General features: G+C 63.5%; 28 protein-coding genes. 14 read left to right on the top strand and 14 right to left on the bottom strand.

From position 1 onward, the window contains the following. Nucleotides 1-114: 114 nt before the first annotated feature. The 3 genes from rpsI to zapE form a co-directional block, all read right to left on the bottom strand. A complete protein-coding gene (rpsI, locus tag R2R70_RS00355) occupies nucleotides 115-504 on the bottom strand; it encodes a 30S ribosomal protein S9 (RefSeq protein ID WP_043332522.1) in 390 nt (129 codons plus the stop codon). A 13-nt stretch (nucleotides 505-517) separates the two neighbouring features. Continuing rightward, nucleotides 518-946, bottom strand: coding sequence for a 50S ribosomal protein L13 (gene rplM, locus R2R70_RS00350; RefSeq protein ID WP_043332524.1), 429 nt, complete (start codon nucleotides 944-946; stop codon nucleotides 518-520). Nucleotides 947-1197: 251 nt separating this feature from the next. Beyond that, nucleotides 1198-2355 (bottom strand): cell division protein ZapE, encoded by a 1158-nt coding sequence (zapE, locus tag R2R70_RS00345; protein ID WP_410976933.1) that lies wholly within the window; start codon nucleotides 2353-2355, stop codon nucleotides 1198-1200. Nucleotides 2356-2894: 539 nt separating this feature from the next. Between zapE and R2R70_RS00340 the strand changes: the two genes are divergently transcribed. Continuing rightward, nucleotides 2895-3347, top strand: a complete 453-nt coding sequence (locus R2R70_RS00340; protein WP_043332529.1) for a YhcB family protein — start codon at nucleotides 2895-2897, stop codon at nucleotides 3345-3347. Nucleotides 3348-3447: 100 nt separating this feature from the next. On the opposite strand, the gene R2R70_RS00335 is transcribed toward R2R70_RS00340, so the two are convergent. Further along, nucleotides 3448-4215, bottom strand: a complete 768-nt coding sequence (locus R2R70_RS00335) for a Nif3-like dinuclear metal center hexameric protein (protein WP_216059705.1) — start codon at nucleotides 4213-4215, stop codon at nucleotides 3448-3450. A gap of 186 nt (nucleotides 4216-4401) precedes the next feature. On the opposite strand from R2R70_RS00335, the gene R2R70_RS00330 reads away from it, so the two are divergent. Further along, nucleotides 4402-5718: a S1C family serine protease gene (locus R2R70_RS00330; protein WP_213113422.1), complete on the top strand. Its 1317-nt coding sequence runs from the start codon at nucleotides 4402-4404 to the stop codon at nucleotides 5716-5718. A gap of 129 nt (nucleotides 5719-5847) precedes the next feature. On the opposite strand, the gene hisD is transcribed toward R2R70_RS00330, so the two are convergent. The 9 genes from hisD to R2R70_RS00285 all read right to left on the bottom strand — a co-directional run bounded on the left by hisD (nucleotide 5848) and on the right by R2R70_RS00285 (nucleotide 13212). Continuing rightward, a complete protein-coding gene (gene hisD / locus R2R70_RS00325) occupies nucleotides 5848-7152 on the bottom strand; it encodes a histidinol dehydrogenase (protein WP_107335420.1) in 1305 nt (434 codons plus the stop codon). A gap of 191 nt (nucleotides 7153-7343) precedes the next feature. Then, a complete protein-coding gene (hisG, locus tag R2R70_RS00320) occupies nucleotides 7344-7988 on the bottom strand; it encodes an ATP phosphoribosyltransferase (RefSeq protein ID WP_043332537.1) in 645 nt (214 codons plus the stop codon). An 83-nt stretch (nucleotides 7989-8071) separates the two neighbouring features. Further along, nucleotides 8072-9337 (bottom strand): UDP-N-acetylglucosamine 1-carboxyvinyltransferase, encoded by a 1266-nt coding sequence (gene murA, locus R2R70_RS00315; protein WP_043332539.1) that lies wholly within the window; start codon nucleotides 9335-9337, stop codon nucleotides 8072-8074. A gap of 12 nt (nucleotides 9338-9349) precedes the next feature. Continuing rightward, complete coding sequence (locus R2R70_RS00310; protein WP_043332541.1) at nucleotides 9350-9604, bottom strand: BolA family protein; 255 nt, start codon at nucleotides 9602-9604, stop codon at nucleotides 9350-9352. Between the two features lie 223 nt (nucleotides 9605-9827). Beyond that, nucleotides 9828-10199 carry a lipid asymmetry maintenance protein MlaB gene (locus R2R70_RS00305; protein ID WP_054555102.1) on the bottom strand — a complete coding sequence of 124 codons (372 nt, stop codon included), beginning with the start codon at nucleotides 10197-10199 and terminating at the stop codon, nucleotides 9828-9830. 14 nt (nucleotides 10200-10213) lie between these two features. Beyond that, on the bottom strand, nucleotides 10214-10876 hold the full coding sequence (locus R2R70_RS00300) for a phospholipid-binding protein MlaC (protein WP_043332543.1): 663 nt from the start codon (nucleotides 10874-10876) through the stop codon (nucleotides 10214-10216). Nucleotides 10877-11030: 154 nt separating this feature from the next. After that, on the bottom strand, nucleotides 11031-11495 hold the full coding sequence (mlaD, locus tag R2R70_RS00295) for an outer membrane lipid asymmetry maintenance protein MlaD (RefSeq protein ID WP_043332545.1): 465 nt from the start codon (nucleotides 11493-11495) through the stop codon (nucleotides 11031-11033). Further along, on the bottom strand, nucleotides 11495-12295 hold the full coding sequence (gene mlaE, locus R2R70_RS00290) for a lipid asymmetry maintenance ABC transporter permease subunit MlaE (protein WP_043332547.1): 801 nt from the start codon (nucleotides 12293-12295) through the stop codon (nucleotides 11495-11497). The genes mlaD and mlaE overlap by 1 nt, the downstream gene beginning before the upstream one ends. Continuing rightward, nucleotides 12292-13212: an ABC transporter ATP-binding protein gene (locus tag R2R70_RS00285; RefSeq protein ID WP_082388135.1), complete on the bottom strand. Its 921-nt coding sequence runs from the start codon at nucleotides 13210-13212 to the stop codon at nucleotides 12292-12294. Before R2R70_RS00285 ends, mlaE begins: the two co-directional genes overlap by 4 nt. 315 nt (nucleotides 13213-13527) lie before the next feature. Between R2R70_RS00285 and R2R70_RS00280 the strand changes: the two genes are divergently transcribed. From R2R70_RS00280 to mgtE, 12 genes are all read left to right on the top strand, one after another. Beyond that, a complete protein-coding gene (locus tag R2R70_RS00280) occupies nucleotides 13528-14472 on the top strand; it encodes a calcium/sodium antiporter (protein ID WP_043332549.1) in 945 nt (314 codons plus the stop codon). Between the two features lie 99 nt (nucleotides 14473-14571). Beyond that, a complete protein-coding gene (locus R2R70_RS00275) occupies nucleotides 14572-15639 on the top strand; it encodes a KpsF/GutQ family sugar-phosphate isomerase (RefSeq protein ID WP_107335422.1) in 1068 nt (355 codons plus the stop codon). Between the two features lie 126 nt (nucleotides 15640-15765). Then, nucleotides 15766-16335, top strand: coding sequence for a KdsC family phosphatase (locus R2R70_RS00270; RefSeq protein WP_052384400.1), 570 nt, complete (start codon nucleotides 15766-15768; stop codon nucleotides 16333-16335). Continuing rightward, on the top strand, nucleotides 16335-17018 hold the full coding sequence (gene lptC / locus R2R70_RS00265; RefSeq protein ID WP_410976932.1) for an LPS export ABC transporter periplasmic protein LptC: 684 nt from the start codon (nucleotides 16335-16337) through the stop codon (nucleotides 17016-17018). The genes R2R70_RS00270 and lptC overlap by 1 nt, the downstream gene beginning before the upstream one ends. Nucleotides 17019-17126: 108 nt before the next feature. Beyond that, entirely contained in the window at nucleotides 17127-17705 is a 579-nt protein-coding gene (gene lptA / locus R2R70_RS00260; protein ID WP_225347607.1) for a lipopolysaccharide transport periplasmic protein LptA, read from the top strand. A gap of 3 nt (nucleotides 17706-17708) precedes the next feature. Continuing rightward, on the top strand, nucleotides 17709-18449 hold the full coding sequence (lptB, locus tag R2R70_RS00255; RefSeq protein WP_107335425.1) for an LPS export ABC transporter ATP-binding protein: 741 nt from the start codon (nucleotides 17709-17711) through the stop codon (nucleotides 18447-18449). Between the two features lie 233 nt (nucleotides 18450-18682). Then, entirely contained in the window at nucleotides 18683-20131 is a 1449-nt protein-coding gene (locus R2R70_RS00250) for an RNA polymerase factor sigma-54 (RefSeq protein ID WP_054555105.1), read from the top strand. Nucleotides 20132-20791: 660 nt separating this feature from the next. Continuing rightward, entirely contained in the window at nucleotides 20792-21100 is a 309-nt protein-coding gene (gene hpf, locus R2R70_RS00245; protein ID WP_043332555.1) for a ribosome hibernation-promoting factor, HPF/YfiA family, read from the top strand. A gap of 9 nt (nucleotides 21101-21109) precedes the next feature. Continuing rightward, entirely contained in the window at nucleotides 21110-21580 is a 471-nt protein-coding gene (locus R2R70_RS00240) for a PTS sugar transporter subunit IIA (protein WP_043332557.1), read from the top strand. A 137-nt stretch (nucleotides 21581-21717) separates the two neighbouring features. Further along, the gene (gene rapZ / locus R2R70_RS00235) at nucleotides 21718-22653 is read left to right on the top strand and encodes an RNase adapter RapZ (RefSeq protein ID WP_107335427.1); all 936 of its coding nucleotides are present in this window, start codon (nucleotides 21718-21720) and stop codon (nucleotides 22651-22653) included. Next, a complete protein-coding gene (locus tag R2R70_RS00230; protein WP_043332560.1) occupies nucleotides 22640-22909 on the top strand; it encodes an HPr family phosphocarrier protein in 270 nt (89 codons plus the stop codon). Before rapZ ends, R2R70_RS00230 begins: the two co-directional genes overlap by 14 nt. A 383-nt stretch (nucleotides 22910-23292) precedes the next feature. Continuing rightward, nucleotides 23293-24648: a magnesium transporter gene (gene mgtE / locus R2R70_RS00225; RefSeq protein ID WP_043332561.1), complete on the top strand. Its 1356-nt coding sequence runs from the start codon at nucleotides 23293-23295 to the stop codon at nucleotides 24646-24648. Between the two features lie 106 nt (nucleotides 24649-24754). Here the strand turns inward: mgtE and pmbA are convergent, their stop codons facing one another. Beyond that, nucleotides 24755-26125 carry a metalloprotease PmbA gene (gene pmbA, locus R2R70_RS00220; RefSeq protein WP_410976931.1) on the bottom strand — a complete coding sequence of 457 codons (1371 nt, stop codon included), beginning with the start codon at nucleotides 26123-26125 and terminating at the stop codon, nucleotides 24755-24757. Between the last annotated feature and the right edge of the window lie 28 nt (nucleotides 26126-26153).

Below are 26153 nucleotides of genomic sequence, written 5' to 3'. Positions count from 1 at the left end.
TCAAGAAAGCCACCTTGACCAAAGCCGCTTTCGTCAATCGTGCAGCGAGACCGCAAAAAAAACGTCCAGCACCCTTGCGGGCACTGGACGTTCTTGTGGTCGACGCGAATTCTCTTAACGCTTGGAGAACTGCGGACGACGACGGGCCTTGCGCAGACCGACTTTCTTACGCTCGACTTCACGGGCGTCACGAGTGACGTAACCGGCGGCGCGAAGGGCCGGACGGAAGTCTTCGTTGTAAGCCATCAGGGCACGAGTGATGCCGTGACGGATAGCGCCGGCTTGAGCAGAACCACCACCACCAGCAACAGTGACGTAGACGTCGAACTGTTCGGTAGTTTCGGTCAGCTCGAGCGGCTGACGGACAACCATGCGGCCTGTCACACGACCGAAGTAGTCGTTCAGGTCACGCTGGTTGACGGTGATTTTGCCGGTGCCCGGCTTCAGGAAGACGCGCGCGGTAGAAGTCTTGCGGCGCCCGGTACCGTAGTGCTGCTGTGTCATGGCGATGCTTCCCTCAGATGTTCAGTTCTTGCGGCTGCTGCGCAGCGTGCGGATGCTCGGAGCCAGCATAGACTTTCAGCTTGGACTGCATGGCACGACCCAGCGGGCCCTTCGGCAGCATGCCCTTGACAGCCAGTTCGATCACACGCTCAGGCTTGTGCTCGATCATCTGGTTGAAGTTCATGGAGCGCAGGCCGCCCGGGTAACCGGTGTGACGGTAGTAGGTCTTGGCTTCTGCCTTGCGGCCAGTCACAGCGACTTTCTCGGCATTGATGACGACGATGTAATCGCCAGTATCAACGTGCGGAGTGTACTCGGCTTTATGCTTGCCGCGCAGGCGACGAGCAATTTCGGTAGCCATACGGCCCAGCGTCTTGCCGGCTGCGTCGACGACGAACCAGTCACGCTGGACGGACTGCGGCTTAGCAGTAAACGTCTTCATGGATGAATCACCTATAGTCGGGTCTTGCACTTGTGTGCGCGACCAATCCCTATTTTTCTTGGTTGTCCGACGTCTGGCAACGAGCGGCGTGCTGCTTGCGCAGTCACTGTCCCCTCATCTCCAGACTGCCCTCGCCCATCAGGAGTGAATGACTCAGGATGGCTCGAGAACCGGTCAACAGTTCGAGCGAGCGCGCATTGTACATGTCATGCCCGCCTACCACAAAGGCTATTTTGCCCTTGCCGCAGGCCTCACGGCTTGTGCGGTAGCGCGAGATACTCACGCGATTGCATTTCCTGCAGACGTGACAGCGTGCGCTGGAATTCGAAATCCAGGTTGCCGCCGGTATAGAGGTCCTCGACGGGCGTCGCGGCGCTCATCAGCAGCTTGACGCCACGGTCATAGAACTCATCGACCATGTTGATGAAACGACGCACCTGGTCGTCGCTGTCGCGCCCCATCTGCGGCACCTCGGACACCAGCACGGTGTGGAATTCACGCGCGAGCTCGATGTAGTCATTCTGGCTACGCGGGCCATCACACAGCTCATCGAAGTGGAACCACACCACGTCTTCATGGCGACGCAGGGCGTGCAGCACGCGATGATTGATGCTCAGACCTTCATCGGCATGGCCTTCGGCACCGGCGATGGAGCGGAATTCCCGCGCCAGCCGCGCGGCACTGTCGTCGCCCAGCGGGCTATGGAAGAGCTCGGCGTGCTCCAGCGCGCGCAGGCGATAGTCGATGCCGGAATCGACGTTGACCACCGTGCAGTGACGCTTGACCAGGTCGATCGCCGGCAGGAAGCGCGCCCGCTGCAGGCCGTCCTTGTAGAGGTCATCCGGCACGATATTGGAGGTGGCGACCAGCACCACGCCCTGCTTGAACAGCTCTTCGAACAGGGTGGCGAGAATCATCGCATCGGTGATGTCCTTGACGAAGAATTCGTCAAAACAGATCACGCGCGCCTCGACGGCGAACTTGGCCGCCACCAGAGTCAGCGGGTTCTTCTCGCCCTTGTAGTGGCCGAGCTCATTGTGGACACGCTGCATGAAGCGGTGAAAGTGCGTGCGCATCTTGTCGGCAAACGGCAGGCTCTCGTAGAAGGTATCGACGAGATAGGTCTTGCCGCGCCCCACGCCGCCCCAGAAGTAGAGGCCCATGATCTCGGGCGCTTCATCGACAGGCGCCGTGCGTGACGGCTTGCCGAACAGACGACGCACCTTGGAGCCCAGCCCGCCGCCACCCGTCGCGTCGGACACCTTGCCGGGCGTCTGACGCGGCGTGCGCAAGAGGTCGTCGTAGAGACGCTGCAGATGGCGGACCGCTTCTTCCTGGGCGGCATCGTAGGCAAAGTCATCACGCTTGAGGTCTGCCTGGTACTTCTCGAGAGGCGTCGGTGCTGGCATTGAGAAACCCGCTGCAGGTCAGGCGCTACGGACTGGCGCACGCCTGACATGAAAGGAACAAGATCACGCCTGACCCGACACGGCGGGCAGGCAAGGACGAAATTGCGCGGCATTATACGCCTTGATGGCCACTTTACCCACTCACCGGCCAGCAATCGGCTGCAAGACGTGGCTTTCGCCGCGCGCATTGCTCGCAAGGCGTGAGCTGGCATCCGCCCACACCCCGCCGGCTGCGCCGACAGGCGACCAAGGTCGCGCGCCGCGTGAATTGACGCATCGCTGCACCACACCGATATAATGGCGCGTGGACGCTTTTGAGACGCAAGCGGCACGAAAGACCGAGTCACGAAAGACCGAGCAAAGAAAGAGACACGCAAGACTGACGCAAGAAGGACAGCGGCAAGCGGCGCTGACCTGCTGGACACCAGACCGATCCCGAGATCGGCATGATGGAACATCATTGAATACCGGCATCGTATCTCAGCGCTACCATGCCCCAGCGGTGACGATCACCGCAGTCGTGACACAAGGAGAGCGACGTGAACGAGAGCAACATTGACTGGATCCTGGCCATTGCCTGTTTTCTGGCTGGCATCGGTATCGGCGCCTTGTGCTACCACCTGCTGAATGCCAACGTGGCCCGCAACCAGAAGACCCGCCAGAAGCTGGCTGAGCGCGAGCTGGAGCTGACCCAGTTCCGCGATGCCCTCAACGACCACTTTTCCAAGGCCAGCGATCTGACCGACCAGATCCAGCGCGCCGGCAATGAGCTGCGCCAGCATCTGGCCACTGGCGCCACCGCGCTGTGCGATGACAGCCAGCTCAAGCGCCGCCTGCTGGACACTGACACCACGCCGGACGACAGCGAGACCGACAAGGTCGACCTGCCGCGTGATTACGCCGACAACCGTGGCACCCTGTCAGAGGACTTCGGCCTCAAGCCGCAACCGAGTGAAGGCGAGACACCGGCTACCAACCCGCCGCGTATCTGATCTCCCTGCTGTCGTGAACCTCTCACGGCATCTAAAAACGACAGCGACAACGACAACGGCCACCTCTCGAGGTGGCCGTTGTCGTTTCCGGCATCAGATGTCACGCCGGGTTGTCGATATCCACGAAGCGGTGCTCCACGCCATGCTCGGCCGCCAGCCACTCGCCGAGGGCCCGCACACCGTCACGCTCGGTCGCATGATGACCCGCCGCGAAGTAGGTCACTCCCTCTTCGCGGGCGCTATGGGTGGTGCGCTCGGAGATCTCGCCCGAGAGGAAGGCATCGACACCGGCCTCGATGGCCAGACCGATATAGTCCTGAGCGCCGCCGGTGCACCAGGCAATGCGCTTGATGGGACGATCATGGCCGGCCACGACCAGCACCTCGCGCCCCAGACGCCGGCTGAACTCGGCCCCCAGCGCGGTGCTGTCCAGCCCTTCCACCTCAGCGGCCAGACGCCCGACATGCACCAGGCCACGCCCGGGCACGCCATCCAGACAGCCTTCACTGACCAGCCCCAGACGCTCGGCCAGCTGAGCATTGTTGCCAAGTGTCGGGTGCGCATCCAACGGCAGGTGATAGGCCGCCAGATTGATGTCATTGGCCAACAAGGTCTTGAGGCGCCGACGCTTCATGCCGGTGATCTGGGCCGGCTCGTTCTTCCAGAAGTAGCCGTGATGCACCAGCACCAGGTCGGCCTGCCAGGCGAGCGCCTCATCGAGCAGCGCCTGACTGGCCGTCACACCGGTCATCACGCGACGCACCTCACGGCGCCCCTCCACCTGCAAGCCATTGACGGTATAGTCCTTGAAGGCCTGCGCCTCCAGACAGCCATCCAGCGCCTTCATCAGCGTGTCACGATCAGCCATTGGGCCTCCAGCAGTCAGAGTCATCGAGTGTTACACTGGCGAGCATTGTAACGGCGCATCGGCGCCATGTAAGCGTGTCGCGCTTTGACCGGGGCCATCCCTTCGCGTGGCACGTGGATCTTCAGGCTTTTCATCTTCATGTCCGCAGCATCGCGTCGGTGCGCGGACTTTTTATCAGGTAATCCGATGCCCCGTTCTCTTCGCAGCACACTGCTCCCGCTACTGTGGCCCGTCGTCACCGGCGTCCTGCTGGCCGTCGTCGTGCTGGATCGCTTTCCGACGCTGGGTCTGGGCGAGCCCGCCCCGCAGCAGAACGAGCAGGCCGGCAACACCCCCTACCCGAGCCCATCTCAGAACTCTGCCGCCAATCAGCAGGTGCTGCCGCCTCCGAGCCTGACGCTGTCAGCGGCGCAGCGCGAAGAGTCGGCAGACCCGGTACTGCGTGAAGCACCGCCGCTGCAACGCAACAGCGGCCCGGCCAGCTATCAGGCCGCGGTGGACGCCGCCGCACCGGCGGTGGTCAATATCTACTCCTCGCGCGAGATCAAGGACGACAGCAAGCATCCGCTGATGTCCGATCCCTTCTTCAACCAGTTCTACGGGGAAGACGCCCTGCGCAGCCAGCGCATGCTGTCGAGCCTGGGCTCTGGCGTCATTCTCTCCAGTGACGGCTATATCCTGACCAACAACCACGTCATCCAGGGCGCCGACCAGATTCAGGTCGCCCTGCGCGATGGCCGCGAGACGTTCGCCAAGGTCGTGGGTGTGGACCCGGAATCCGACCTCGCGGCGCTCAAGATCGACCTCGACAACCTGCCCACCGTGGCGATCGCCGATTCCACCCAGGTCCACGTCGGCGATGTCTCGCTGGCGATCGGCAATCCCTTCGGAGTCGGCCAGACGGTCACCATGGGCATCATCTCGGCCACCGGACGCAACCATCTTGGCCTCAACGCCTATGAAGACTTCATCCAGACCGATGCCGCGATCAACCCCGGCAACTCCGGCGGCGCCCTGATCAACACCGACGGCTCACTGGTCGGCATCAATACCGCCATCTATTCGCGCTCCGGCGGCTCGCAGGGCATCGGCTTCGCCATCCCCGCCAACCTGGCGCGCGACATCCTCGAATCGCTGGTCGACCACGGGCGCGTGATTCGGGGCTGGCTGGGACTGGAAGTGCAGGAGCTGACGCCGTCGCTGGCGCACTCCTTCGGCCTGAGCGCCCCACAAGGCGTGGTGGTGGCCGCCGTGCTGCGTGACGGCCCTGCCGCGCGTGCCGGCCTGCGTCCGGGCGATATCCTGACTGCCATCGGCGGCAAGCGCCTGCTGGATGCTCGCCTGGCCATGGCCGACATCGCCGCCGTCAAACCCGGCAATGCGCTGGAGTTGCGCCTGCTGCGTGACGGCAAGACGCTGGACATCGACGTCAAGGTCGGCGAGCGCCCGATTCCCGACAACACGCCGGCAGCCGTCGAGCCGTCCCTGCAGGACAAGGGCTGAGCCGGAACATCGGCGCGATGCCTTGATCAGACCACCCGCCTCATGATGACAAAAAGCCCCGCGACGGAGACCGTCGCGGGGCTTTTTTGACTGACCAGACAAGGCTCAGTCTCAGCCTCATGCTCAGGCTCAGTCGAGAATGCGATTCTCGGCACTGCGCGCATGCGCCGTCAGCGACTCGCCGCGTGCCAGCACCGAGGCAGTACGCCCAAGCACCGACGCGCCTTCCGGCGAGCACTGGATCAGCGAGGAGCGCTTCTGGAAGTCATAGACGCCCAGCGGCGAGGAGAAGCGCGCGGTGCCGGAGGTCGGCAGCACGTGATTCGGCCCGGCGCAGTAATCGCCCAGCGCCTCAGAGGTGTGCGAACCCATGAAGATGGCGCCGGCGTGACGCACGCCCTCGACCCACTCCTCCGGATTCGCCACCGAGAGCTCCAGGTGCTCCGGCGCGATGCGGTTGGTCAGCTCCAGTGCCTGCTCCGGTCCGCTGACGCGAATCAGGGCACCGCGCTCACGCAGCGAGGTCAGGATGATCTCGGCACGCTCCATGGTCGGCGCCAGTCGCTCGATGGAGGCCTCGACGGCGGCCAGGTGCTCGTCATCCCACCCGATCAGGATCGCCTGGGCATCTTCGTCGTGCTCGGCCTGGGAGAACAGGTCCATCGCCAGCCAGTCCGGGTCGGTCACGCCATCGCTGACCACCAGAATCTCGGACGGCCCGGCGATCATGTCGATACCGACCTGACCGAACACCGCACGCTTGGCAGTCGCCACGTAGATGTTGCCGGGGCCGACGATCTTGTCGACGCGCGGCACGGTCTCGGTGCCATAGGCCAGTGCCGCCACGGCCTGGGCGCCGCCGATGGTGAAGACACGATCGATACCCGCCAGGTGCGCCGCGGCCAGCACCAGCTCATTGACCACGCCGTCCGGCGTCGGCACGACCATGATGATCTCGCGCACGCCCGCGACATGCGCCGGAATCGCGTTCATCAGCACAGAAGACGGATAGGCCGCCTTGCCGCCCGGCACGTAGATCCCGGCGCGATCCAGCGGCGTGACCTTCTGGCCCAGCAGGCTGCCGTGCTCGTCCTTGAAGGACCAGCTTTCCGGCTTCTGATGCTCGTGATAGACACGCACACGCTCGGCAGCCACGGCCAGCGCCTCGCGCTGATCCGCCGGCAGGTCGGCATAGGCCTGGGCCAGACGCTCGGCACCGATGACCAACTCGGCCATGCTCGAGACATTCAGGCGGTCGAAGCGGTTGGAGAACTCCACCAGCGCCGCATCGCCTTCCTGCTTGACGCGCGCGAGGATGTCGGTGACACGATGCTGTACCTCGGCATCGGACACGCCCTCCCATGACAGCAAGCGGTCCAGGCGGGCAGTAAAATCGGTATCACGGCTATCAAGCCGGTTGATCAAGGTATCCATGCGAACCTCTTTTCTCATTGCTTGGCAGAGAAGGCTGAACCGGACGGGCTCTGTCCACCGCCTGCCCGCATCATCTTGATAAGCATCGTGACGAGCAGGGGCGGCAGCTGGCGTTTCGAGAGTCATCTTCTGCCACGGTCATCTATGCGACCTTGGGTATCCAGCGGGTCGATGCCAACAGCACGCCGTCATCACGCCTCGCGGCGGGCTTCCACGGCCTGACGCAGGCGATCGATCAGCGGCTTGAGGCGATCGTGCTTCATGGTCATGGCGGCCTTGTTGACCACCAGACGCGTGCTGATGTCGGTGATCAGCTCACGCGGCTCCATGCCATTGGCGCGCAGGGTGTTGCCAGTGTCGACGATATCGACGATCTCGTCGGCCAGATTCATCAGCGGGGCCAATTCCATCGCGCCGTAGAGCTTGATGACTTCGGCCTGGATACCCTGCTCGGCGTAATAGCGACGCGCGACATCGACGAACTTGGTCGCGACACGGCGGCGAGCGCCCTGCTGCTGCTGACCGACGACACCGGCGGTCATCAGGCGACACTTGGCGATTTCCAGGTCCAGCGGCTCGTACAGGCCTTCGGCGCCATGCTCGAGCAGCACGTCCTTGCCGGCGATACCGAGATCGGCGGCACCCAGCTGCACGTAGGTCGGCACGTCGGTGGCACGGATGATGACCAGCTTGACGTCCGGCAGATTGGTATCGAAGAGCAGCTTGCGGCTCTTGTCGAGATCTTCCAGCGGCTCGATGCCAGCGTCAGCCAGCAGCGGCAGGGTTTCCTTGAGGATACGCCCCTTGGAGAGGGCGACGACCAGTTGCTTGCTCATGGGGTATTCGCCCGTGCTTGTACGTAGGAATTCGGCACGCGCTGCCGGTCAACCAAGGCCGACAGCGCGAGGTGGGGCACTGATCAGCCGGCGGAGCGACGGATGATCACGTTCAGCCCGGACAGCTTCTCTTCGATGCACTCGTAACCGCGGTCGATGTGATAGATGCGGTCGACCATGGTCTCGCCGTCGGCGACGATCGCCGCGATCACCAGCGAGGCAGAGGCGCGCAGGTCGGTTGCCATCACCGGCGCGCCGGACAGGCGCTCGGTGCCGGTCACGACTGCGGTGTTGCCCTCGAGCGCGATGTGGGCGCCCATGCGGTTGAGCTCCTGCACGTGCATGAAGCGGTTCTCGAAGATGGTCTCGATCACGGTGCTGGTGCCTTCCGCGACCGCATTCATCGCCACGAACTGGGCCTGCATGTCGGTGGGGAATGCCGGGTACGGCGCCGTGCGGATATTGACTGCCTTCGGGCGCTTGCCGTGCATGTCAAGCTCAATCCAGTCATCACCGGTGGTGATGGTGGCGCCGGCTTCTTCCAGCTTGGCCAGTACGGCGTCCAGGGTGTCGGCACGCGTACGCGTGACACGCACCTTGCCGCGCGAGGCGGCCGCCGCGACCAGGAAGGTACCGGTCTCGATGCGGTCCGGCATGACGGAGTATTCACAGCCGTGCAGCTTCTCGACACCGTCGATGACGATGGTGTCGGAGCCCTGGCCCGTGATCCTGGCGCCCATGGCGATCAGACACTCGGCCAGATCGACGACTTCCGGCTCACGCGCGGCGTTTTCCAGCACGGTGCGGCCATCGGCCAGGGTCGCGGCCATCAGCAGGTTCTCGGTGCCGGTGACGGTCACGACATCAAAGACGATGCGCGCGCCCTTCAGGCGGCCACCCGGCGCCTTGGCACGGATGTAGCCATTCTCGACCGTGATCTCGGCACCCATCGCCTCCAGGCCACGGATGTGCAGATCCACCGGACGCGAGCCGATGGCGCAGCCACCCGGCAGCGAGACTTCGGCACTGCCGAAGTGCGCCAGCAGCGGGCCCAGCACCAGAATCGAGGCACGCATCTTCTTGACCAGGTCATAGGGCGCGTGACAATGCTCGACCTTGGAGCCATCCAGCTGCACGGTCATGTTGTCGCCCATCACCGGCTCGACGCCCATGCGCCCGAGCAGCTCGAGGCTGGTCGTGATGTCCTGCAGATGCGGCAGGTTGCTGATGGTCACGGGACCTTCCGACAGCAGCGTGGCTGCCAGAATGGGCAGTGCCGAATTCTTGGCGCCGCTGGCCCAGACTTCCCCGTTGACCGGCCCGTTGCCAGTGATGATCAGCTTATCCATGAAATGTTCCGGTCAACCCTGAGCGTTGCCGGCGGCAGCTTCGAACTGCGCCGGGGTATAGGTACGAATGCTGATGGCATGCAGCGCGCCAGAGCGGATCTCGTCATTGAGCGCGGAGTAGACCAGCTGCTGGGCCTTGACGCGGCTCAGCTCGGCAAAGACATCCCCCACGGCGACGACCTGGAAATTGCAGCCCTCACCCTGGATATGAAAATCGACGTTCTCGATACGAGCCTCGAGCAGGGCCTTGACATCATTCGGTTGCATGACGAGCGGTGACTCCTTCGCGGTACATGTCGGGATCGTGGCAGGGAATCCTTGCGCGACGATCGATGCGATATGACCGCACATGGTAATCAAAAGCGCGCGGGAACGCGATTGGCAGTCAATCGCTGCCTCCACGTTGCCGCGCGCATGAATGGCGATTCGGACAAGCCTCGAGCGACCAGCAGAGCGGTGCGACCTGACAGGCGATCAGGCCGCCGCTGACTCAGGACGTCTCGAGTGACAGCGGGGGCTCGGCGCTGATCTCAGCGACATTCAGCCCCGGCAGCAGGTTTTCCAGTCCGGAGACTGCCGCCAGTCGGCTCAATGCAGGAGACAGCGCGAGGTGAGCGACATGCCCACCATGCTCCGCCAGATGGCGCTGCCACTCGAGCAGTACGCTCAGGGTGGCGGTACTGGCGCTATCCACGCCGCACAGATCGATGGAAACCCCATCCTCGCGGCGCCCCAGCCATTTCCTGCCGGAATCCGCCAGCTCTGCGGCATTGTCGAAATCCGGCTGGCCACTCAGGCTCAGCCGTGCGTCACCGGCTTCCAGCGTGACGCCCTCGCGATCGAAGAGAGTTTTCATGGTCATGGCGACGACAGGGCTCAGCTGTTGCCCTGATCCCCCTCACCCTTCTCGAGGTCGACATCCGGCTGCCAGCCCTTGATGACGGCGTCGATGTCGCGGCCGTTGTCACGCATGGCCTGATCGAACTGGTTGCGGAAGGTCAGGCCCAGGTTGACGCCGTTGACGATCACGTTGACCACCTTCCACTCGTCGTTGCGCAGACGCATGGAATAGGCCACCGGGTAGACCTTGCCCTTGGTATCGACCACGTCCATGTAGACGGTGTCCTGGTCTTCATAGCGACGCTCTCCTTCGCTGTCCTTCACGTCCAGCCTGGCGTAATCGAAGCTCACCAGACCCTTGGCGTAGGTGCCGATCAGGGTGTCATGGAAGACCTTGGAGAATTCGGTGCGCTGCTCAGGAGAGGCGCCCTTGAAGTACTTGCCCATCACGCTGGCGGCGATGTAGCGATAATCCACCACCGGCTTCAGCGCGGAATCCACCAGGGTTTCCAGCTCGTCGACGTTGTCCTTGTAGTAGCTCTCGCGGCTATCGATCTTGGTGGTCAGGCCCTCGACCGTGTCGCGCAGCAGCACGTCCGGCTCCTGCGGGGCGGCCATGGCCAGCGGGCTCAGCGCCATCAGGGCGGACAGGCTCAGCACGCTCAACGGACGAATCAGCTTCTTGAGGCTAGAGGTCATCAGGGTTGCTCCTTGAAAATGTGCATCGTGCTCGAACGTGAAACCGCAGGCACCGAGTCAGGTCTGTCGGTGCATCACACGCGTGCACCGGGTGCCTGCACTGCGATGAACAGCGCATCGAATATCAATACTTCGAATATCAACGCTTCGAGAATCAGCTCTTCGAAAAATTGGACACGAACTGCTGGATCAACTCTTCCAGCACCAGTGCAGACTGGGTATCGCGAATGGTATCGCCGTCCTCCAGCACGTCCGGGTCTCCCCCGGTGCTCAGGCCGATGTACTGCTCGCCCAGCAGGCCGGACGTCAGGATGGCGGCGGTGGTGTCCTTGCTCAGCTTGCCACGCAGGCTGCTGTCGAGCTTCATCGTGACACGGGCGTCAAACCACTTCGGGTCCAGCTCGATCTTCTCGACGCTGCCGACGGCAACACCTGCCATCGTGACCTTTGACCGCGCCTTGAGGCTTCCGATCCCTGAGAAGTTGGCATTGAGCACGAAGGTGTCATCGGCCTGCTGGAACGTGACGCCGCTGACACGCAGTCCCAGGAAGACCATTCCCAGGAAACCAGCGAGTATGAACAGGCCCACGCCGAACTCGAGCATGCGGGTACGTTTCATCAAATCTCTCCGAACATGACGGCCGTGAGGACAAAGTCGAGTCCCAGCACCGCCAAAGATGAATAAACCACGGTACGTGTGGTGGCGCGCGAAATGCCTTCCGAGGTCGGGATCAGGTCATAGCCCTGGAAGACGGCGATCCAGCTGACCACCAGCCCGAAGACCAGTGACTTGATGACGCCGTTCATGACATCACCGATGAAATCGACGTTCGACTGCATGCTGCTCCAGTAGGCGCCCTCGTAGATGCCCAGCCAGTCGACCCCCACCAGCTTGCCGCCCCAGATGCCGACGACACTGAAGCCGATGGTCAGCAGCGGCAGCGAGACGAACCCGGCCCACAGGCGCGGCGCGACGATGCGCTTGAGCGGATCGACGCCGATCATCTCCATGCTGGTCAACTGCTCGGTGGCCTTCATCAGGCCGATCTCCGCCGTCAGCGCCGACCCCGCGCGCCCGGCAAACAGCAAGGCCGCGACCACAGGCGCCAGCTCGCGCAGCAGTGACAGCGACACCATCTGCCCCAGCGCCTCCTCGGCGCCGAAACCGACCAGAATGGTGTAGCCCTGCAGCGCCAGCACCATGCCGATGAACAGCCCCGAGACCAGCACGATGGCCAGCGACAGTACACCGACGAAGTGCATCTGCCGTACCCACAGGCCGATGCCCTCACGGGACGGAATGCCGATACCGGCCTGCACCAGCAGCATGCCGGCACGCCCGATGGCCGCGATCACGTCGATGCTGCTGCGGCCCAGTGACGTGATGGCCCCGAGCGGGCCACGATTCAGACCACTCATGACTCTCTCCTGCGGGTTGCCGATTCGCGACCATCGAGAATGTCGCCGGCGAAGTCCGGGGCGGGATAATGGAAGGGCACCGGGCCATCCGGCTTGCCGTGGATGAACTGGGCCACACGCGGGTCCGATTCGGCGTTCAGCGCCTCGGGGGTACCCTGCGCCATCACCTTGCCATCGGCGATCACATAGACGTAATCGGCGATGGTCAGCGTTTCCTTGATGTCGTGCGAGACCACCAGCGCCGTCATGCCCAGCGCATCGTTGAGGCGACGGATCAGGTTGACCAGCACGCCCATCGAGATGGGGTCCTGCCCGGCAAAGGGCTCGTCGTACATGATGAGGTCCGGGTCCAGCGCGATGGCTCGCGCCAGTGCCACACGCCGCGTCATGCCGCCGGAGAGTTCGGCCGGCATCAATTCGCGCGCGCCGCGCAGCCCGACGGACTCGAGCTTGATCAGCACGATGTCACGAATCATCGCATCAGGGAGATCGGTGTGGACGCGCAGCGGGAAGGCGACATTCTCGAACACGCTCAGATCGGAGAACAGGGCACCGCTCTGAAACAGCATGCCCATGCGACGGCGCATGCGAAACAGCTCGCGCCGCGACAGGCCATGCACGTGCAAGCCGGCGATCTCGACGCGCCCCGCCGAGGGCGTCAACTGACCGCCGATCAACTTGAGCAGTGTCGTCTTGCCGGTACCGGAAGGCCCCATGATGGCGGTTATCTTGCCGCGCGGGATCTTGAGGTCGATGCCGGAGAATATCTCGCGCTCTCCACGGGTGAACCGCAGGCCTTCGACACGAATCAGGGCGTCATCGAGATTGATCTCGCCTGCCGCGCCGCGTGAAGAAGCCTGCGCATCCTGGCCGTCCGCACCCGTCCGGGTTGCGGTCTGACCGGGCAAATCAGTCATAGAAGCATCCGCTGTGAGGGACCTTCGCCGTGACGAGCTACACGCTGTCGGCTCGTGAACAGGTCGAATGTCCGAGTCATGGGATCCAAGGATCAAGTTAGTTAGCGAACATCGTATCCGAACCCACCCCTGTGCCGCCAGTCTCATCAAGGCAACAGAGCCGTGCCGCGGGTGGTGACGCGCTCAACAAAGCGCTCGGCAAGAGGCTCGACAATGGGAACATGGCCGCTGTCTTGCAAAGGATTGGGGGGATGCGTTTAATGGCGCGGTTCCCGGCGATACGCCACCGCCCTGCCCCCTGCCCCGAGAGTTCTGATGCTATATCCCATCCTTGCAGTCGTCATCGGCCTGATTGGTCTTGTCTGGAGTGCTGATCGCTTCGTCGAAGGAGCCGCGGCCACTGCGTGGCGCGCCGGGATGAGCAAGCTGCTGATCGGGATGACGATCGTCTCCGTCGGCACCTCTGCCCCCGAGATCGTCGTCTCCATCATGGCCTCTCTTGATGGCACTCCGGATATCGCGACCGGCAATGCGCTGGGCTCCAACATCGCCAATATCGGCCTGGTACTCGGCGTCACGGCGTTGATCGCCCCGATTCCGGTGCATTTCGGGCTGGTGCGCCGCGAGTTGCCGCTGCTGCTGGCGGCCACGGCGCTTGGCGGTTATGCGCTGTCCAACAGCGGGCTCGAGCGTCTCGATGGCATCCTGCTGCTGGCCCTGCTGGTCTTCACGCTGGTGTGGCTGTTCAAGGTCGATTCGCCGAGCGAGGCGGAAAGCCAGGATGACGTGCCCGAGATGAGCACCGGACGCGCCATCTTCTGGCTGCTGGTCGGGCTGGCGGTGCTGATCGCCAGCTCGCGTGCGCTGGTGTGGGGAGCGACCGACATCGCCCAGGCACTCGGCGTGCCGGAATTGATCATCGGCCTGACCGTGATCGCCATCGGTACCAGCCTGCCGGAGCTGGCCGCCAGCGTGGCCAGCGCCCTCAAGCGCCATCACGACATCGCCATCGGCAACGTCATCGGTTCCAACCTGTTCAACATCCTCGCCGTGCTGCCCGTGCCGGGCCTGCTGGCGCCGGGCCCGGTGGATGGTAGCGCCATCAGCCGCGACTATCCGGTGATGCTGGGGCTGACGCTGCTGCTGGCCGCGCTGCTCATCTGGCAGCGCCGTGGGCGCATCGGTCGCGGCCCAGGTGTTATCCTGCTCGCCTGCTATCTGGCCTACACGGCCTGGCTTGCCATCAGCCTGACTCGCTGACGGCAGCGTCTTCATCATCGTTTGCCACGCCGCCGCGCGGAATGACACGCCCTTTCCGCGCGGTTTGAGCCCTGGCCAACCACAGGCAACAATTCGATCATGACCGAGCCTTCCAGCACCCCGCACGCCACCACGCCTGGCACTTCTGCTTCAAGTCAGACCGCCGCCAGCCAGTCCGTCGCCGATGAGACTCCGGCCAGCCAGGCGGATTTTCGCGCCAGCGCCCGCCGCACCTTCGCCATTGAGGAAGCGGCCATCGCCGCGCTCGAAAGCCATCTCGATGACGACTTCGACCGCGCCTGTCAGCTGATGCTGGCCACCAAGGGCCGCGTCATCGTCACCGGCATGGGCAAATCCGGCCATGTCGCCAGCAAGATCGCCGCCACCCTGGCCAGCACCGGCACGCCGGCCTTCTTCGTCCACCCCGGTGAAGCCAGCCATGGTGACCTGGGCATGATCACGCCGGCCGATGTGGTGCTGGCGCTGTCCAACTCCGGGGAGACCGCCGAAGTCACGGCGCTGCTGCCGCTCTTGAAGCGCATGGGCACCCCGCTGGTCTCGATGACCGGCAAACCCGGCTCGACCCTGGCGCGTGACGCCGAGGCGCATCTGGACACCAGCGTCGCCCAGGAAGCCTGCCCGCTGAATCTGGCACCGACCGCCTCGACCACCGCTGCGCTGGTGATGGGCGACGCCCTGGCGGTGGCACTGCTGGAGGCCCGCGGCTTCACTGCCGAGGAATTCGCCCTTTCCCACCCGGGCGGCAGCCTGGGTCGACGCCTGCTGCTGCGGGTCCAGGACGTGATGCATCATGGCGACGCCCTGCCGCGCGTGGCGCTCGGCAGCCCGCTGCGCGATGCGCTGCTCGAGATCACGCGTCAGGGCATGGGCTTCACCTGCGTGATCGATGATGACGACCACCTGGTCGGCGTCTATACCGATGGTGACCTGCGCCGCACCCTCGACCAGCACGGCGATCTGCGCGCACTGAAGGTCGATGATGTCATGACCCGTGGCGGCAAGACCGTGCGCGCCAGCATGCTGGCCGCCGAAGCGGTGCGCATCATGGAAGAAAACCGCATCAGCGTTCTGGTAGTCTGTGACGAGGATGAGCACCCCATCGGAGCCATCCATATGCACGGCCTGCTGGCCAGCGGCGTGATCTGAACTCCCGCGGGCGTTCGCTGTCTCTGTTCGACGGCAGATCGTCCCGGCAAGACGCCACCGCTCAACGCCCATCAGCGCCGTTCACAGGACAGCGTCAAGCATGCACGGAGTGCGAGGAGAAAGACCATGAGCGACACGAATTCCCTGAGCGAAGAATATCCGCAGGACATCATCGACCGCGCACGCCGCGTGCGTCTGCTGGCGCTGGATGTCGACGGCGTGCTCACCGACAACCGTCTGCACTACGATGCCAATGGCGTCGAGACCAAGTCCTTCCACGTCCAGGACGGTCATGGCCTCAAGCTGGTGCTGCGCAGTGGCGTTCGCGTCGCGCTGATCACCGGCCGCAGCTCGCCGATGGTCGAGCGTCGCGCCAAGGAACTGGGCATTCAGGATGTCATCCAGGGCCGTGAAGACAAGCTGGTCGCGCTGACCGACCTGTGCCGCGAGCACGGGATCGAGCTGGAAGAAGTCGCCTATTGTGGCGATGACCTGCCGGACCGCGAGGCCATTCGTCGTGTCGGTCTCGGCGTCAGCGTGCCCAACGCCATGGCCTACGTGATGAGCGAGGCCAACTGGGTCACCTCACGCCAGGGCGGCGATGGCGCCGTGCGCGAGCTCTGTGATCTGCTGCTCAAGGCACAGGGCCACTGGGCCTCGGTGCTGGATACCTACCTGCAGGAGTCGCGTCCCTGATGTTACGTCTGCCCCGCCCTTCTCCGCGTCTCTGGCTGATGCTGCTGTTGCTGCTCGTCGGTGGCGTGCTGGCGCTGATCGAGCAGCGCAACAGCCTGGAATCGACCGTCAATGTCGAGGTCGACAGCAGTGAGCCGGATTACTATCTCGACGGGGCAGACATGACACGCTTCGATGCACGCGGCGTGGCGATCCAGTCCATGACCTCGCCGCATATCGAGCACACGCCAGGCGATGACGTGACCCGGGCGCAGACCCCGAAGATTCGCACCAACGACAGTGAAGACCGCCGCTGGTATGCCACGGGTGACAGTGGCGTGTTGAGCGCCGGCGGCGACACCTTCACCCTCAAGGGTGATGCCAGACTGCGCCAGCCCGATGACCGCTGGACCCTCGATACCGATGTCCTGCACTACAGCCGTGATCAGAATCGCGCCTGGAGTGACGTGCCGGTCGTGATCACCCAGAATGGCCAGCATGTCGAAAGCGACAGCTTCAGCGCCGACCTCTCACAGGATTCCGCCGTGCTGCAGGGCCGTGTTCGCAGCGTCCTGCAACCCGGCACAGGCCAGAGCGAGGCCAGCAAGGAAGCCGAGCGCATCGACTCGGGCGCCGACAGCACCACCTCCGATGATGGGCGCGTCAACAGCACCTTCGAGGCAGCGCCTGCCAGCGGTGAATGAATCCGCCGGGCTGGCCTTCACGCCATGACCCGCGCCGCAACACCTTCTTCTCTGCCGCTCGATGGCATCATTGCTCGGGCGGCGACCCCGTCATGCCAAGGAGCCACCATGACTTCCACGACTCGCAAGCCCTTGACGGCCTGTCGCCAGACCCTCAACAGCGGTGTCATGGCGCTCTGCCTGGCACTGGGCATGTCCACCTTCGCCCCGGCCGCCATGGCGCTGGACAGCGATGCCAGCCAGCCGATCAACATCGCCGCGGACGCCCTGTCGCTCGATGACAAGGCCGGTACCGCCACCTACACCGGCCAGGTGGAGATGCGCCAGGGCAGCATGAAACTCGATGCCAGCCGCGTCGATATCAGCCGCGCCGGCAGCGGCGAGATCTCGCTGGTCAAGGCCACCGGCAAGCGTGCCTACCTGGAACAGCAACCCGCACCCGACGAGAAGCTGGTCAAGGGCTGGGCCGACACCATCCGCTACCATGCACTGGAGCGCCGCGTGGAGCTGGTCGGCAACGCGCGTCTCGAGAAAGGCGATGACACCTTCGAAGGCGGCTACGTGGAGTACTTCCTCGACAAGCGCCAGGTGAACGCCAACAACAGCAAGACGGCACAGCAGACCGAAGGCGGTCGCGTGCACATGACTCTGACGCCACGCGGCGCCAATGCCAGCAAGGAAAACTGAGTCATGACTGCTGCTACTCCGCGTACGCTGAGCGCTCGCCATCTGGCCAAGGCCTACAAGGGCCGCAAGGTGGTCAAGGACATCTCGCTGGAGATCCGCCAGGGCGACATCGTCGGCCTGCTGGGCCCCAACGGCGCCGGCAAGACGACCTCGTTCTACATGATCGTCGGACTGGTGCGCGCCGATGCCGGCAACGTCTCCATCGATGACAAGGACCTCTCCGCTGCCGCCATGCATCAGCGTGCACGCGCCGGCATCGGCTATCTGCCGCAGGAAGCGTCGATCTTCCGCAAGCTGTCGGTGGCCGACAACATCATGGCGATCCTGGAGACCCGCAAGGACCTGGATCGCAATGGCCGCAAGGCACGCCTTGAAGAGTTGCTCGAGGAATTCAGCATCACGCACATCCGCGCCAGTGCCGGTATGAGCCTGTCCGGTGGCGAGCGTCGTCGGGTCGAGATCGCCCGTGCACTGGCCACCGAGCCGGACTTCGTGCTGCTCGATGAGCCCTTCGCCGGCGTCGACCCCATCTCGGTGGGCGAGATCAAGAGCATCGTGCGCCAACTGCGCGACCGTGGCATCGGCGTGCTGATCACCGACCACAACGTGCGCGAGACACTCGATATCTGTGACACCGCCTATATCGTCGGCGATGGCCAGATCATCGCCCACGGTGATGCAGACTCCATCCTGGCCAACCAGCAGGTGCGCGACGTCTACCTGGGCCACGAGTTCAAGCTCTAGGGACTGCGGCTGCGCTGAGTCCTCGCGAGGTAAAAGCTTCGAAAGCCGCTGCGTGATTTTATCGCGTAGCGGCTTTTTCATGTCTGACATCAGACGCATGCATGACGTCCATACCACCTTGGTGGAAACATGGCATGCAAGTTGCTTTAATATTCACGGCAACCACTTGTCAGTGCCCCAAGTCACGGTATAGCGTAGTAAGCACGTTCCTTTGCCGTGAATTGACTGACTCCATGAAACCCACCCTGCAACTCCGCCTCGGCACCTCGCTGACCATGACGCCGCAGCTCCAGCAAGCGATCCAGCTGCTGCAGCTGTCGACGCTCGACCTGCGTCAGGAGATTCAGCAAGCCCTCGAGTCCAACCCCATGTTGGAGCTCGACGAGGACTACGAGTCGCTGGATGTCGTCGAGACACAGGATTCAAGCGAGATCTCCACTGCCGACTCCTCGAGCGAGATTCCCGAGGAATACCCCCTCGACAGTGACTGGTCGGACCTCTACCAGGACCACGCCGGTAGCCTGACCAGCTCCGGCAGTGGCAGCGGGAGTGAAGAAGGGCCGGACTTCGATCGCAATACCAGTGTCGAGAGCCTGCAGGACCACCTGCGCTGGCAGCTGGCGATGACCGACCTCGATGGCCGTGAACGCCAGATGGCGGAGAGCCTGATCGATGCCGTCGACGGTGCCGGCTATCTGAGCCTGTCACTCGACGAGCTGGTCGATGGCCTGCGCGGCCAGGGCCTGCCCGGCCTCAAGGCCTCCGAACTCGAGCAGGTATTGCTGCGTCTGCAGCAGTTCGACCCGACCGGCGTCTTCGCCCGTGATCTGCGCGAATGCCTGCTGCTGCAACTGGCACTGCTGCCGGATGACCTGCCGCTGCTGGCGCAGGCGCGCCGCCTGGTACGTCAATTCCTCGAGGCACTGGGCAACGATGATCGCAAGCTGCTCAAGCGCCGCCTGAGCCTTGACGATGACGAGCTGGATCACGTCATTCGTCTGGTGCGTGCGCTCGATCCGCGTCCGGCATCCGCTTGGGGCGAGCCCGCCAGCGATTACGTGATCCCAGATCTGCTGGTGCGCCATACCCGCCATGGCTGGCAGGTCGAGCTCAACCCGGAAGCGCTGCCCAAGCTGCGCATCCAGCCGGAATACGCCGCACTGATCAAGCGTGCCGACAAGTCCGCCGACAACACCTTCCTCAAGGACAACCTGCAGGAAGCGCGCTGGCTGATGAAGAGCCTGTCATCACGCAATGACACCCTGCTCAAGGTCGGCCGCGAGATCATGGCACGCCAGATCGATTTCCTCGAGCAAGGCGAGGAAGGCATGAAGCCGCTGATTCTGGCCAACATCGCCGAAGTGGTCGAGATGCACGAATCGACCATCTCGCGGGTCACGACCCAGAAGTACATCCACACCCCACGCGGCGTCTTCGAGCTCAAGTTCTTCTTCTCGAGCCAGGTCGGTGGCAGCGGCAGTGGCGACGCCCACTCAAGCACCGCCATTCGTGCCCGCATCCGCAAGCTGATCGCGGAAGAGCCGGCCCGCAAGCCTCTCTCCGACTCGCGGCTGGTCGACCTGCTCGCCAGCGATGGCATCGAGGTCGCACGCCGTACCGTGGCCAAGTATCGCGAAGCGATGGGCATCCCCTCCTCCAGCGAGCGCAAGCGTCTGGCCTGACGCGTCACCTGCGGCTGCCATGCCCTGCTTTCACCTCCACAATGGCAGCCGCCGCCAACCTCAAGCGCTGGATTTTCCGCTCATCAGCCTCTGACTTCGCGGGTAGCGGTACGCCTGTCGTACGCTCTGTCATGCCGTCAACCGCTCATCAATTGCCCGTCATGGGCCATGACGGCGCGCAGGATGACGGTAAAAAACCGCCGTTCCGGCAGCGTCATTCACCGTCAATCGCATGTTTTTAAAGTCACTTTTGCGCGCATTGCACCTGGATGACACCCGGAGAACCTCCCGGAACGCCGCTTGCTCCACGCAATCGAAGCGCCTGAAAGGCGACGTACATGCAGGGATTGGCGACGAAAACCCGCCTTCTTGCGCGTCTTTCACGCACCACCCATCAGACGTGCCCTTGAAGTCCACTCCGACACCCCTCACTGAGTTGAAGACAAGCACTGAGCCACGATGCAGCGCAGCGTTGATCTTTGCGCAAAGCTTGGGCATTGTCGGTACAGACGCTCACGACTTCTGACGCCACTGGCAAGGGTGCGAAAACATCGCCAGACGGTGGCCGTCAAGCCTGTTGCAGAGCGTCCGATCAGGGTTTGCTCGTAGTCAAAAAGGGTTACAATTGAATGGCAACCCGCTGGATAAAGGAGCGTGTCCATGCAAGTGAATATCACCGGGCATCATGTGGAACTTACCGATCCTCTCCGCGATTACGTCAACGAGAAGCTCGCTCGCCTCGAACGGCATTACGACAACATCACCAATGTTCAGGTGACACTGTCGATCGAGAAGGAGCGCCAGCAGGCTGCCTGCACCTTGCACGCGGCAGGCGCTGACCTCCACGCCCTGGCAGAAGACCCCAACATGTACGCTGCCATCGACGCGCTCGCCGACAAGCTGGATCGCCAGCTGGTCAAACACAAGGAAAAGTCCCAAGCTCGCTCTCAGGGCACCGGGACCCGTTGACCTTCAGCCATGACACTTGATCAGATCCTTCCCCCCGAGCGCACGCTGTACGGTGTCCCCGGGGGGAGCAAGAAGCGGGTGCTTGAATTCTTCAGCACCTTCATCGCACAGAACATTCCCAGCCTGGATAGCCAGGAAGTCTTCTCGCGCCTGATCGGGCGCGAGAGACTGGGGTCGACCGGCATTGGCCACGGTGTGGCCGTGCCCCATGCACGCAGCCCGCATTGCAAGACGCCAATCGCTGCGTTTCTGAAGCTCGGTGAACCCATCGACTTCGATGCCATCGACGGAGAACCCATCGATCTGCTGTTCGTGCTGCTGGTGCCTGAGGAAGCGGATGAGACCCATCTGACGCTGCTCGGGCAGGTCGCGGAATTGCTCAATTCCCCGACCAATCGCTCGGCCCTGCGCCAGGCAGACAGCCAGCGTGCACTCTTTGAGGCATTGACCCAAGCCATCGCCGAATTACCGGCGCGCTGAATGACAGGCCCGGACATCGTCCGGGCTTTCGTCTTGCTGGCCTTCCATCGGCCGACGTACAGCGCACTGATAGCGGGCAGCCTTCTGCCCCACCCCTGCATTCTTTCGACGTTGACCTCGCCCTTGGAGAGCACTTCATGAAGATCGTGATCATCAGCGGCCGCTCCGGCTCCGGGAAATCCATCGCTCTCCAGGCGCTGGAAGATATTGGCTACTACGCCATCGACAATCTGCCCGGCATGCTGCTGGCGCCACTGGTCGATCAGCTCGAAAAGGACAGCCCGGCGCGCCGGCGCATCGCGGTCTCCATCGATGCCCGCAACCTGCCGGAAGCCTTGACCCGCTTCCCCGAATTGCTCGACAACGTCCGCCAGAGCGGCATGGACGTGCAGGTCGTCTACCTGACCACCGATTCGCGAGTGCTGCTGGAACGCTACTCGGCGACCCGTCGTCGTCACCCTCTGACGCGCGACAATGACCACACCCTGGCCGAGGCCATCGAGATCGAGCAGAAGACGCTCGCTCCCATCCGCCAGAAGGCCGATCTGGTCATCGACTCGACCAACCTGAGCGTGCATGACCTGCGCTCGCGCATCACCGAGCAGGTCGCCCAGCACAGCTCCCGCCACCTGACGCTGACCTTTGAATCCTTCGGCTTCAAGCATGGCGTGCCGACCGACGCCGACATGGTGTTCGATGCCCGCTGCCTGCCCAACCCGTACTGGGACATCAATCTGCGCGGTGATACCGGTCGCGATGACAGCGTGGCCGAATTCCTGCAGCGCTACCCCACCGTCCAGGCGATGCATGACGATATCGCCGGCTGGTTGGAACGCTGGCTGCCCGCCTATCAGGACAGCAACCGCAGCTACCTGACGGTGTCCGTAGGCTGCACCGGCGGCCAGCATCGCAGCGTCTACCTGTGCGAGCAGCTGGCAAGCTACTTCGCCGAGCGCCTGCCTGAGGTGCGCCTGCGTCACCGCGAGCTGGGCATTCATACCGCGCTGAGCAACGCGGGTGAGGCGAGTGATCAGCAAGAGCATCAGCAGGAGCATCGCGATGGCCTCTCGTGAGCTGACGTTGACCAACCGCCGCGGGCTGCACGCCCGCGCAGCCACCAAGCTGGTCAATTGCTGTGCGCCCTATTGCGCGACGGTGATGGTCAGCCATGGCGAGCGACGCGCCAATGCAGCCAATGTGATGGCATTGCTGATGCTGGCCGCGCCCTGCGGCACCACGCTGCTGATCGATGTCGAGGGCGAACAGGCCGATGAGGCGATGCTGGCCATCGAGGCGCTCTTCGAGGCGCGTTTCGAGGAAGACGAATAACCGCCACTGACAGCGCTGTGGATTTGCGCTGTGCGCTCAGCCTTCCTCCCTCAGCCAGCTCGCTTCTTGGTCAACTATCTTTTCGGCCCGCTCGCTTATCGGCCAGCCCCCTCTGGCGGCCCCCTGGCAACACCATTAACTGCTCATGCAGGATGCCTAGCGCCTGTTCCTGCACCGGTTCCTGCGCCTGTCCTTGCACCTCCCCTTATACCTATCTCTGCACCTATCCTTGCGCTTGGCAGCCATGTAACGCTGCTTTTGCGCCAGTGGCGGGACGCGGATTGTCCTTTCGATAAGAAACACTGTTTTCTTTTGTCGACGCGCCCCCCTACGCCAATGGTAGAATCAGCGCTGTCCTTCATGTCGACAGGGGAAGCCGACAGATGAGCAAGACGTCTCGTAAACTCAAGCCAAGACTTGATCGCCTGTCACAGGCGCTGGAAAGCGGCGAGCTGGAACAGGCAAGACGCATGCTCAATCGCGGCCTCGCGCCGGTGGACGTGGCCCACCTGCTGGAATCCTCGCCCCCCAAGGAGCGTAATCTGCTCTGGGAGCTGGTCGATGCCGAGCTGCAGGGCGATGTCCTTCAGTACCTTGGCGAAGACATCCAGACCGACTTCCTCAAGGACATGGACGCCGTCGACGTTCTCGCCGCCACCGAGAACCTGGAACCGGATGATGTCGCCGACATTCTGCAGCGCCTGCCGAATGCGGTGATTCTCGAAGTGCTCGACTCCATGGAGGCGCAGGAGCGCCTGCGCGTCGAAACGGTACTGTCCTTCCCGGAGGACACCGCCGGCGGCCTGATGAACACGGACACCATCACCATTCGTCCGGACATCACCCTGGACGTGGTGCTGCGCTACATTCGCCGCCACGAGCGTCTGCCCGACTCCACCGATACCCTGCTGGTCGTCTCACGTCGCGATGAATTCATCGGTGCCCTGCCCATCAATCGCCTGCTGGTCTCGGACCCCGGCGTCACGGTGCGCGAAGTGATGGACACCGACAGCGTGGTGATTCCAGCCCTGATGCCGGAAACCGAAGTCGCCTCGCTGTTCGAGAAGCACGACCTGATCTCGGCGCCCGTGGTCGGCGGCGATGGCAACCTGCTGGGCCGTATCACCATCGATGACGTGGTCGACGTCATCCGTGGCGACGCCGAGCACCAGGTGATGTCGATGGCGGGGATGGATGAGGACGAAGACACCTTCTCTCCCGTGATGCGGACCTCGTGGCGCCGCGCCGTCTGGCTCGGCATCAACCTGCTGACCGCCTTCATGGCCTCCGCCGTGATCGGCATGTTCGAAGGCACCATCCAGAAGATCACCGCGCTGGCCGTACTGATGCCCATCGTCGCCAGCATGGGCGGCATCGCGGGCTCTCAGGCACTCACCGTCCTGATTCGCGGTATCGCGCTGGGGCACGTCAAGAGCGGCAATGTCCGCTGGCTACTCAAGCGCGAGGTCATCGTCGCGGGGCTCAACGGCCTGTTATGGGCCGTGGTGGTAGCCGGCATCGCCATCGTGTGGTTCGGGGATGTCCAGCTGGGGGCCATCATCGGCGCCGCGATCATGATCAATCTGTTGATCGCCGCCGTGACGGGCACGCTGTTGCCGGTGCTGCTCAAGAAGCTCAATATCGACCCTGCCCTCTCCGGCAGCGTGATATTGACCACCGTGACCGACGTGATCGGCTTCATGGCCTTCCTGGGGCTGGCAACCTGGCTCTACCTGTAATCCCCCCCGACGGGTTCCAGTGACTGCTTTAGAAACAACACGGCCGCTCCCTTGGGAGCGGCCGTGTTGTTTCTCGCCTGTCATACGATCAGAGAGGCCTCAGCGATCAGCCTTCCAGCTCTTCGTCTTCGCCTTCGGACATGCCCGCGACGGTCATGCCATCGATCAGCCAGCTACCGCTGTGGATACTGCCACGCGTATCGACATCATCGCCGACCGCCAGCAGATTGGCCGCCATGTCGCGCAGGTTGCCGGCAATGGTGAACTCCTCGACCGCATGCTGGATCTCGCCGCTCTCAACCCAGAAACCGGAGGCGCCGCGTGAGTAGTCACCGGTGACGCCATTGACGCCCTGGCCCATCAGCTCGGTCACCAGCACGCCGGTGCCCATCTGCTTGAGCATCTCATCGAGCGAGGTCAACGGCGCGGTGATGCGCACGTTGCGCGCGCCGCCGGCGTTGCCGGTGGTCTGCATGTTCAGACGACGGGCGCTGTAGGCGCTCAGCATGTAGCTCTGCACCTTGCCGTCGGCAAAGTAGACATTGTCACGCGTCGCGACGCCATCGTTGTCGAAGGCGGCGCTGGACATGCCACCGACTTCCCGCGGCTTCTCACCCAGCGTGAACCAGTCGGGGAACAGCGGCTGACCCAGGCTATCGCACAGGAAGCTGGACTCACGGTACAGCGAGCCGCCGGCGATGGCAGACAGGTAGTGACCGACCAGCCCGGCCGACATCTGCGGGTCGAACAGCACCGGCATGCGCCCCGTCGCCACCTTGCGCGCATTCAGGCGCGCCAGCGTGCGGCGCGCGGCTTCACGCCCCACTGACTCGGGAGAGCGCAGGTCTGCCGGATTGCGCACGCTGGTGTAGTCATAGTCACGCTGCATGCCCTGTGCATCCTTGGCGATCAGCATGCATGACATCGAGTGGCGGCTGCCGCACTGGCTGGCCAGGAACCCATGGCTGTTGCCATAGACCTGCACGCCTTCGCCACTGGAGAAGCTGGCGCCCTCGGACTGCGCGATGCCCTCCACTTCCAGCCCGGCACGCTCACAGGCCAGTGCCAGGTCAGTCGCTTCATCGACGCTGATCGCCCAAGGATGATGCGCCTGGAGATCAGGGAAGTCGGTGGCCATCAGCTCGGCCGGCGCCAGACCGGCAAAGCTGTCTTCGCCGGTATAGTGCGCGATGGAGACCGCCTTCTCGACCGCGGCACGAATCGAGTCGCTGCCAGCATCGGAAGATGTTGCGCTGCCCTTGCGATTGCCGAGATAGACGGTCACGCCGATGCCCTGGTCACGTGACAGTTCGACCGTCTCGACTTCGCCGTCACGCACCGAGATGCTGACACCCTGATCGACGCTGGCACCGACCTCACAGGCGTCGGCACCCAGGCTGCGGGCAAGCTCGAGAGCTTCGCTGACGCGACGCTCGAGCAGTTGTTGCTGAGCAACGGCATCAAAGGCCTGGCTCATGTTGTTCTCCTTCTGAGGAGACGGGGGC

The organism is Cobetia sp. SIMBA_158, assembly GCF_046566945.1.
In the GTDB taxonomy this organism is placed as follows: domain Bacteria; phylum Pseudomonadota; class Gammaproteobacteria; order Pseudomonadales; family Halomonadaceae; genus Cobetia; species Cobetia amphilecti.
The sequence above is the reverse complement of the archived record's forward strand: the minus strand, read 5'-3'. Positions and strand labels throughout refer to the sequence as shown.

Coding starts and splice junctions, on each gene's coding strand:
- pmbA (WP_410976931.1), bottom strand. CDS start 26,125: ATGAGCCAGGCCTTTGATGCCGTTGCTCAGCAACAACTGCTCGAGCGT.
- mlaE (WP_043332547.1), bottom strand. CDS start 12,295: ATGAGTGGTCTGAATCGTGGCCCGCTCGGGGCCATCACGTCACTGGGC.
- R2R70_RS00310 (WP_043332541.1), bottom strand. CDS start 9,604: ATGCAACCGAATGATGTCAAGGCCCTGCTCGAGGCTCGTATCGAGAAC.
- R2R70_RS00335 (WP_216059705.1), bottom strand. CDS start 4,215: ATGGCTGATCGTGACACGCTGATGAAGGCGCTGGATGGCTGTCTGGAG.
- rpsI (WP_043332522.1), bottom strand. CDS start 504: ATGACACAGCAGCACTACGGTACCGGGCGCCGCAAGACTTCTACCGCG.
- R2R70_RS00275 (WP_107335422.1), top strand. CDS start 14,572: ATGACCGAGCCTTCCAGCACCCCGCACGCCACCACGCCTGGCACTTCT.
- R2R70_RS00305 (WP_054555102.1), bottom strand. CDS start 10,199: ATGACCATGAAAACTCTCTTCGATCGCGAGGGCGTCACGCTGGAAGCC.
- hisG (WP_043332537.1), bottom strand. CDS start 7,988: ATGAGCAAGCAACTGGTCGTCGCCCTCTCCAAGGGGCGTATCCTCAAG.
- hisD (WP_107335420.1), bottom strand. CDS start 7,152: ATGGATACCTTGATCAACCGGCTTGATAGCCGTGATACCGATTTTACT.
- mlaD (WP_043332545.1), bottom strand. CDS start 11,495: ATGAAACGTACCCGCATGCTCGAGTTCGGCGTGGGCCTGTTCATACTC.
- lptB (WP_107335425.1), top strand. CDS start 17,709: ATGACTGCTGCTACTCCGCGTACGCTGAGCGCTCGCCATCTGGCCAAG.
- hpf (WP_043332555.1), top strand. CDS start 20,792: ATGCAAGTGAATATCACCGGGCATCATGTGGAACTTACCGATCCTCTC.
- R2R70_RS00250 (WP_054555105.1), top strand. CDS start 18,683: ATGAAACCCACCCTGCAACTCCGCCTCGGCACCTCGCTGACCATGACG.
- lptA (WP_225347607.1), top strand. CDS start 17,127: ATGACTTCCACGACTCGCAAGCCCTTGACGGCCTGTCGCCAGACCCTC.
- murA (WP_043332539.1), bottom strand. CDS start 9,337: ATGGATAAGCTGATCATCACTGGCAACGGGCCGGTCAACGGGGAAGTC.
- R2R70_RS00280 (WP_043332549.1), top strand. CDS start 13,528: ATGCTATATCCCATCCTTGCAGTCGTCATCGGCCTGATTGGTCTTGTC.
- lptC (WP_410976932.1), top strand. CDS start 16,335: ATGTTACGTCTGCCCCGCCCTTCTCCGCGTCTCTGGCTGATGCTGCTG.
- R2R70_RS00270 (WP_052384400.1), top strand. CDS start 15,766: ATGAGCGACACGAATTCCCTGAGCGAAGAATATCCGCAGGACATCATC.
- R2R70_RS00300 (WP_043332543.1), bottom strand. CDS start 10,876: ATGACCTCTAGCCTCAAGAAGCTGATTCGTCCGTTGAGCGTGCTGAGC.
- rplM (WP_043332524.1), bottom strand. CDS start 946: ATGAAGACGTTTACTGCTAAGCCGCAGTCCGTCCAGCGTGACTGGTTC.
- zapE (WP_410976933.1), bottom strand. CDS start 2,355: ATGCCAGCACCGACGCCTCTCGAGAAGTACCAGGCAGACCTCAAGCGT.
- R2R70_RS00230 (WP_043332560.1), top strand. CDS start 22,640: ATGGCCTCTCGTGAGCTGACGTTGACCAACCGCCGCGGGCTGCACGCC.
- R2R70_RS00240 (WP_043332557.1), top strand. CDS start 21,110: ATGACACTTGATCAGATCCTTCCCCCCGAGCGCACGCTGTACGGTGTC.
- mgtE (WP_043332561.1), top strand. CDS start 23,293: ATGAGCAAGACGTCTCGTAAACTCAAGCCAAGACTTGATCGCCTGTCA.
- R2R70_RS00285 (WP_082388135.1), bottom strand. CDS start 13,212: ATGACTGATTTGCCCGGTCAGACCGCAACCCGGACGGGTGCGGACGGC.
- R2R70_RS00330 (WP_213113422.1), top strand. CDS start 4,402: ATGCCCCGTTCTCTTCGCAGCACACTGCTCCCGCTACTGTGGCCCGTC.
- rapZ (WP_107335427.1), top strand. CDS start 21,718: ATGAAGATCGTGATCATCAGCGGCCGCTCCGGCTCCGGGAAATCCATC.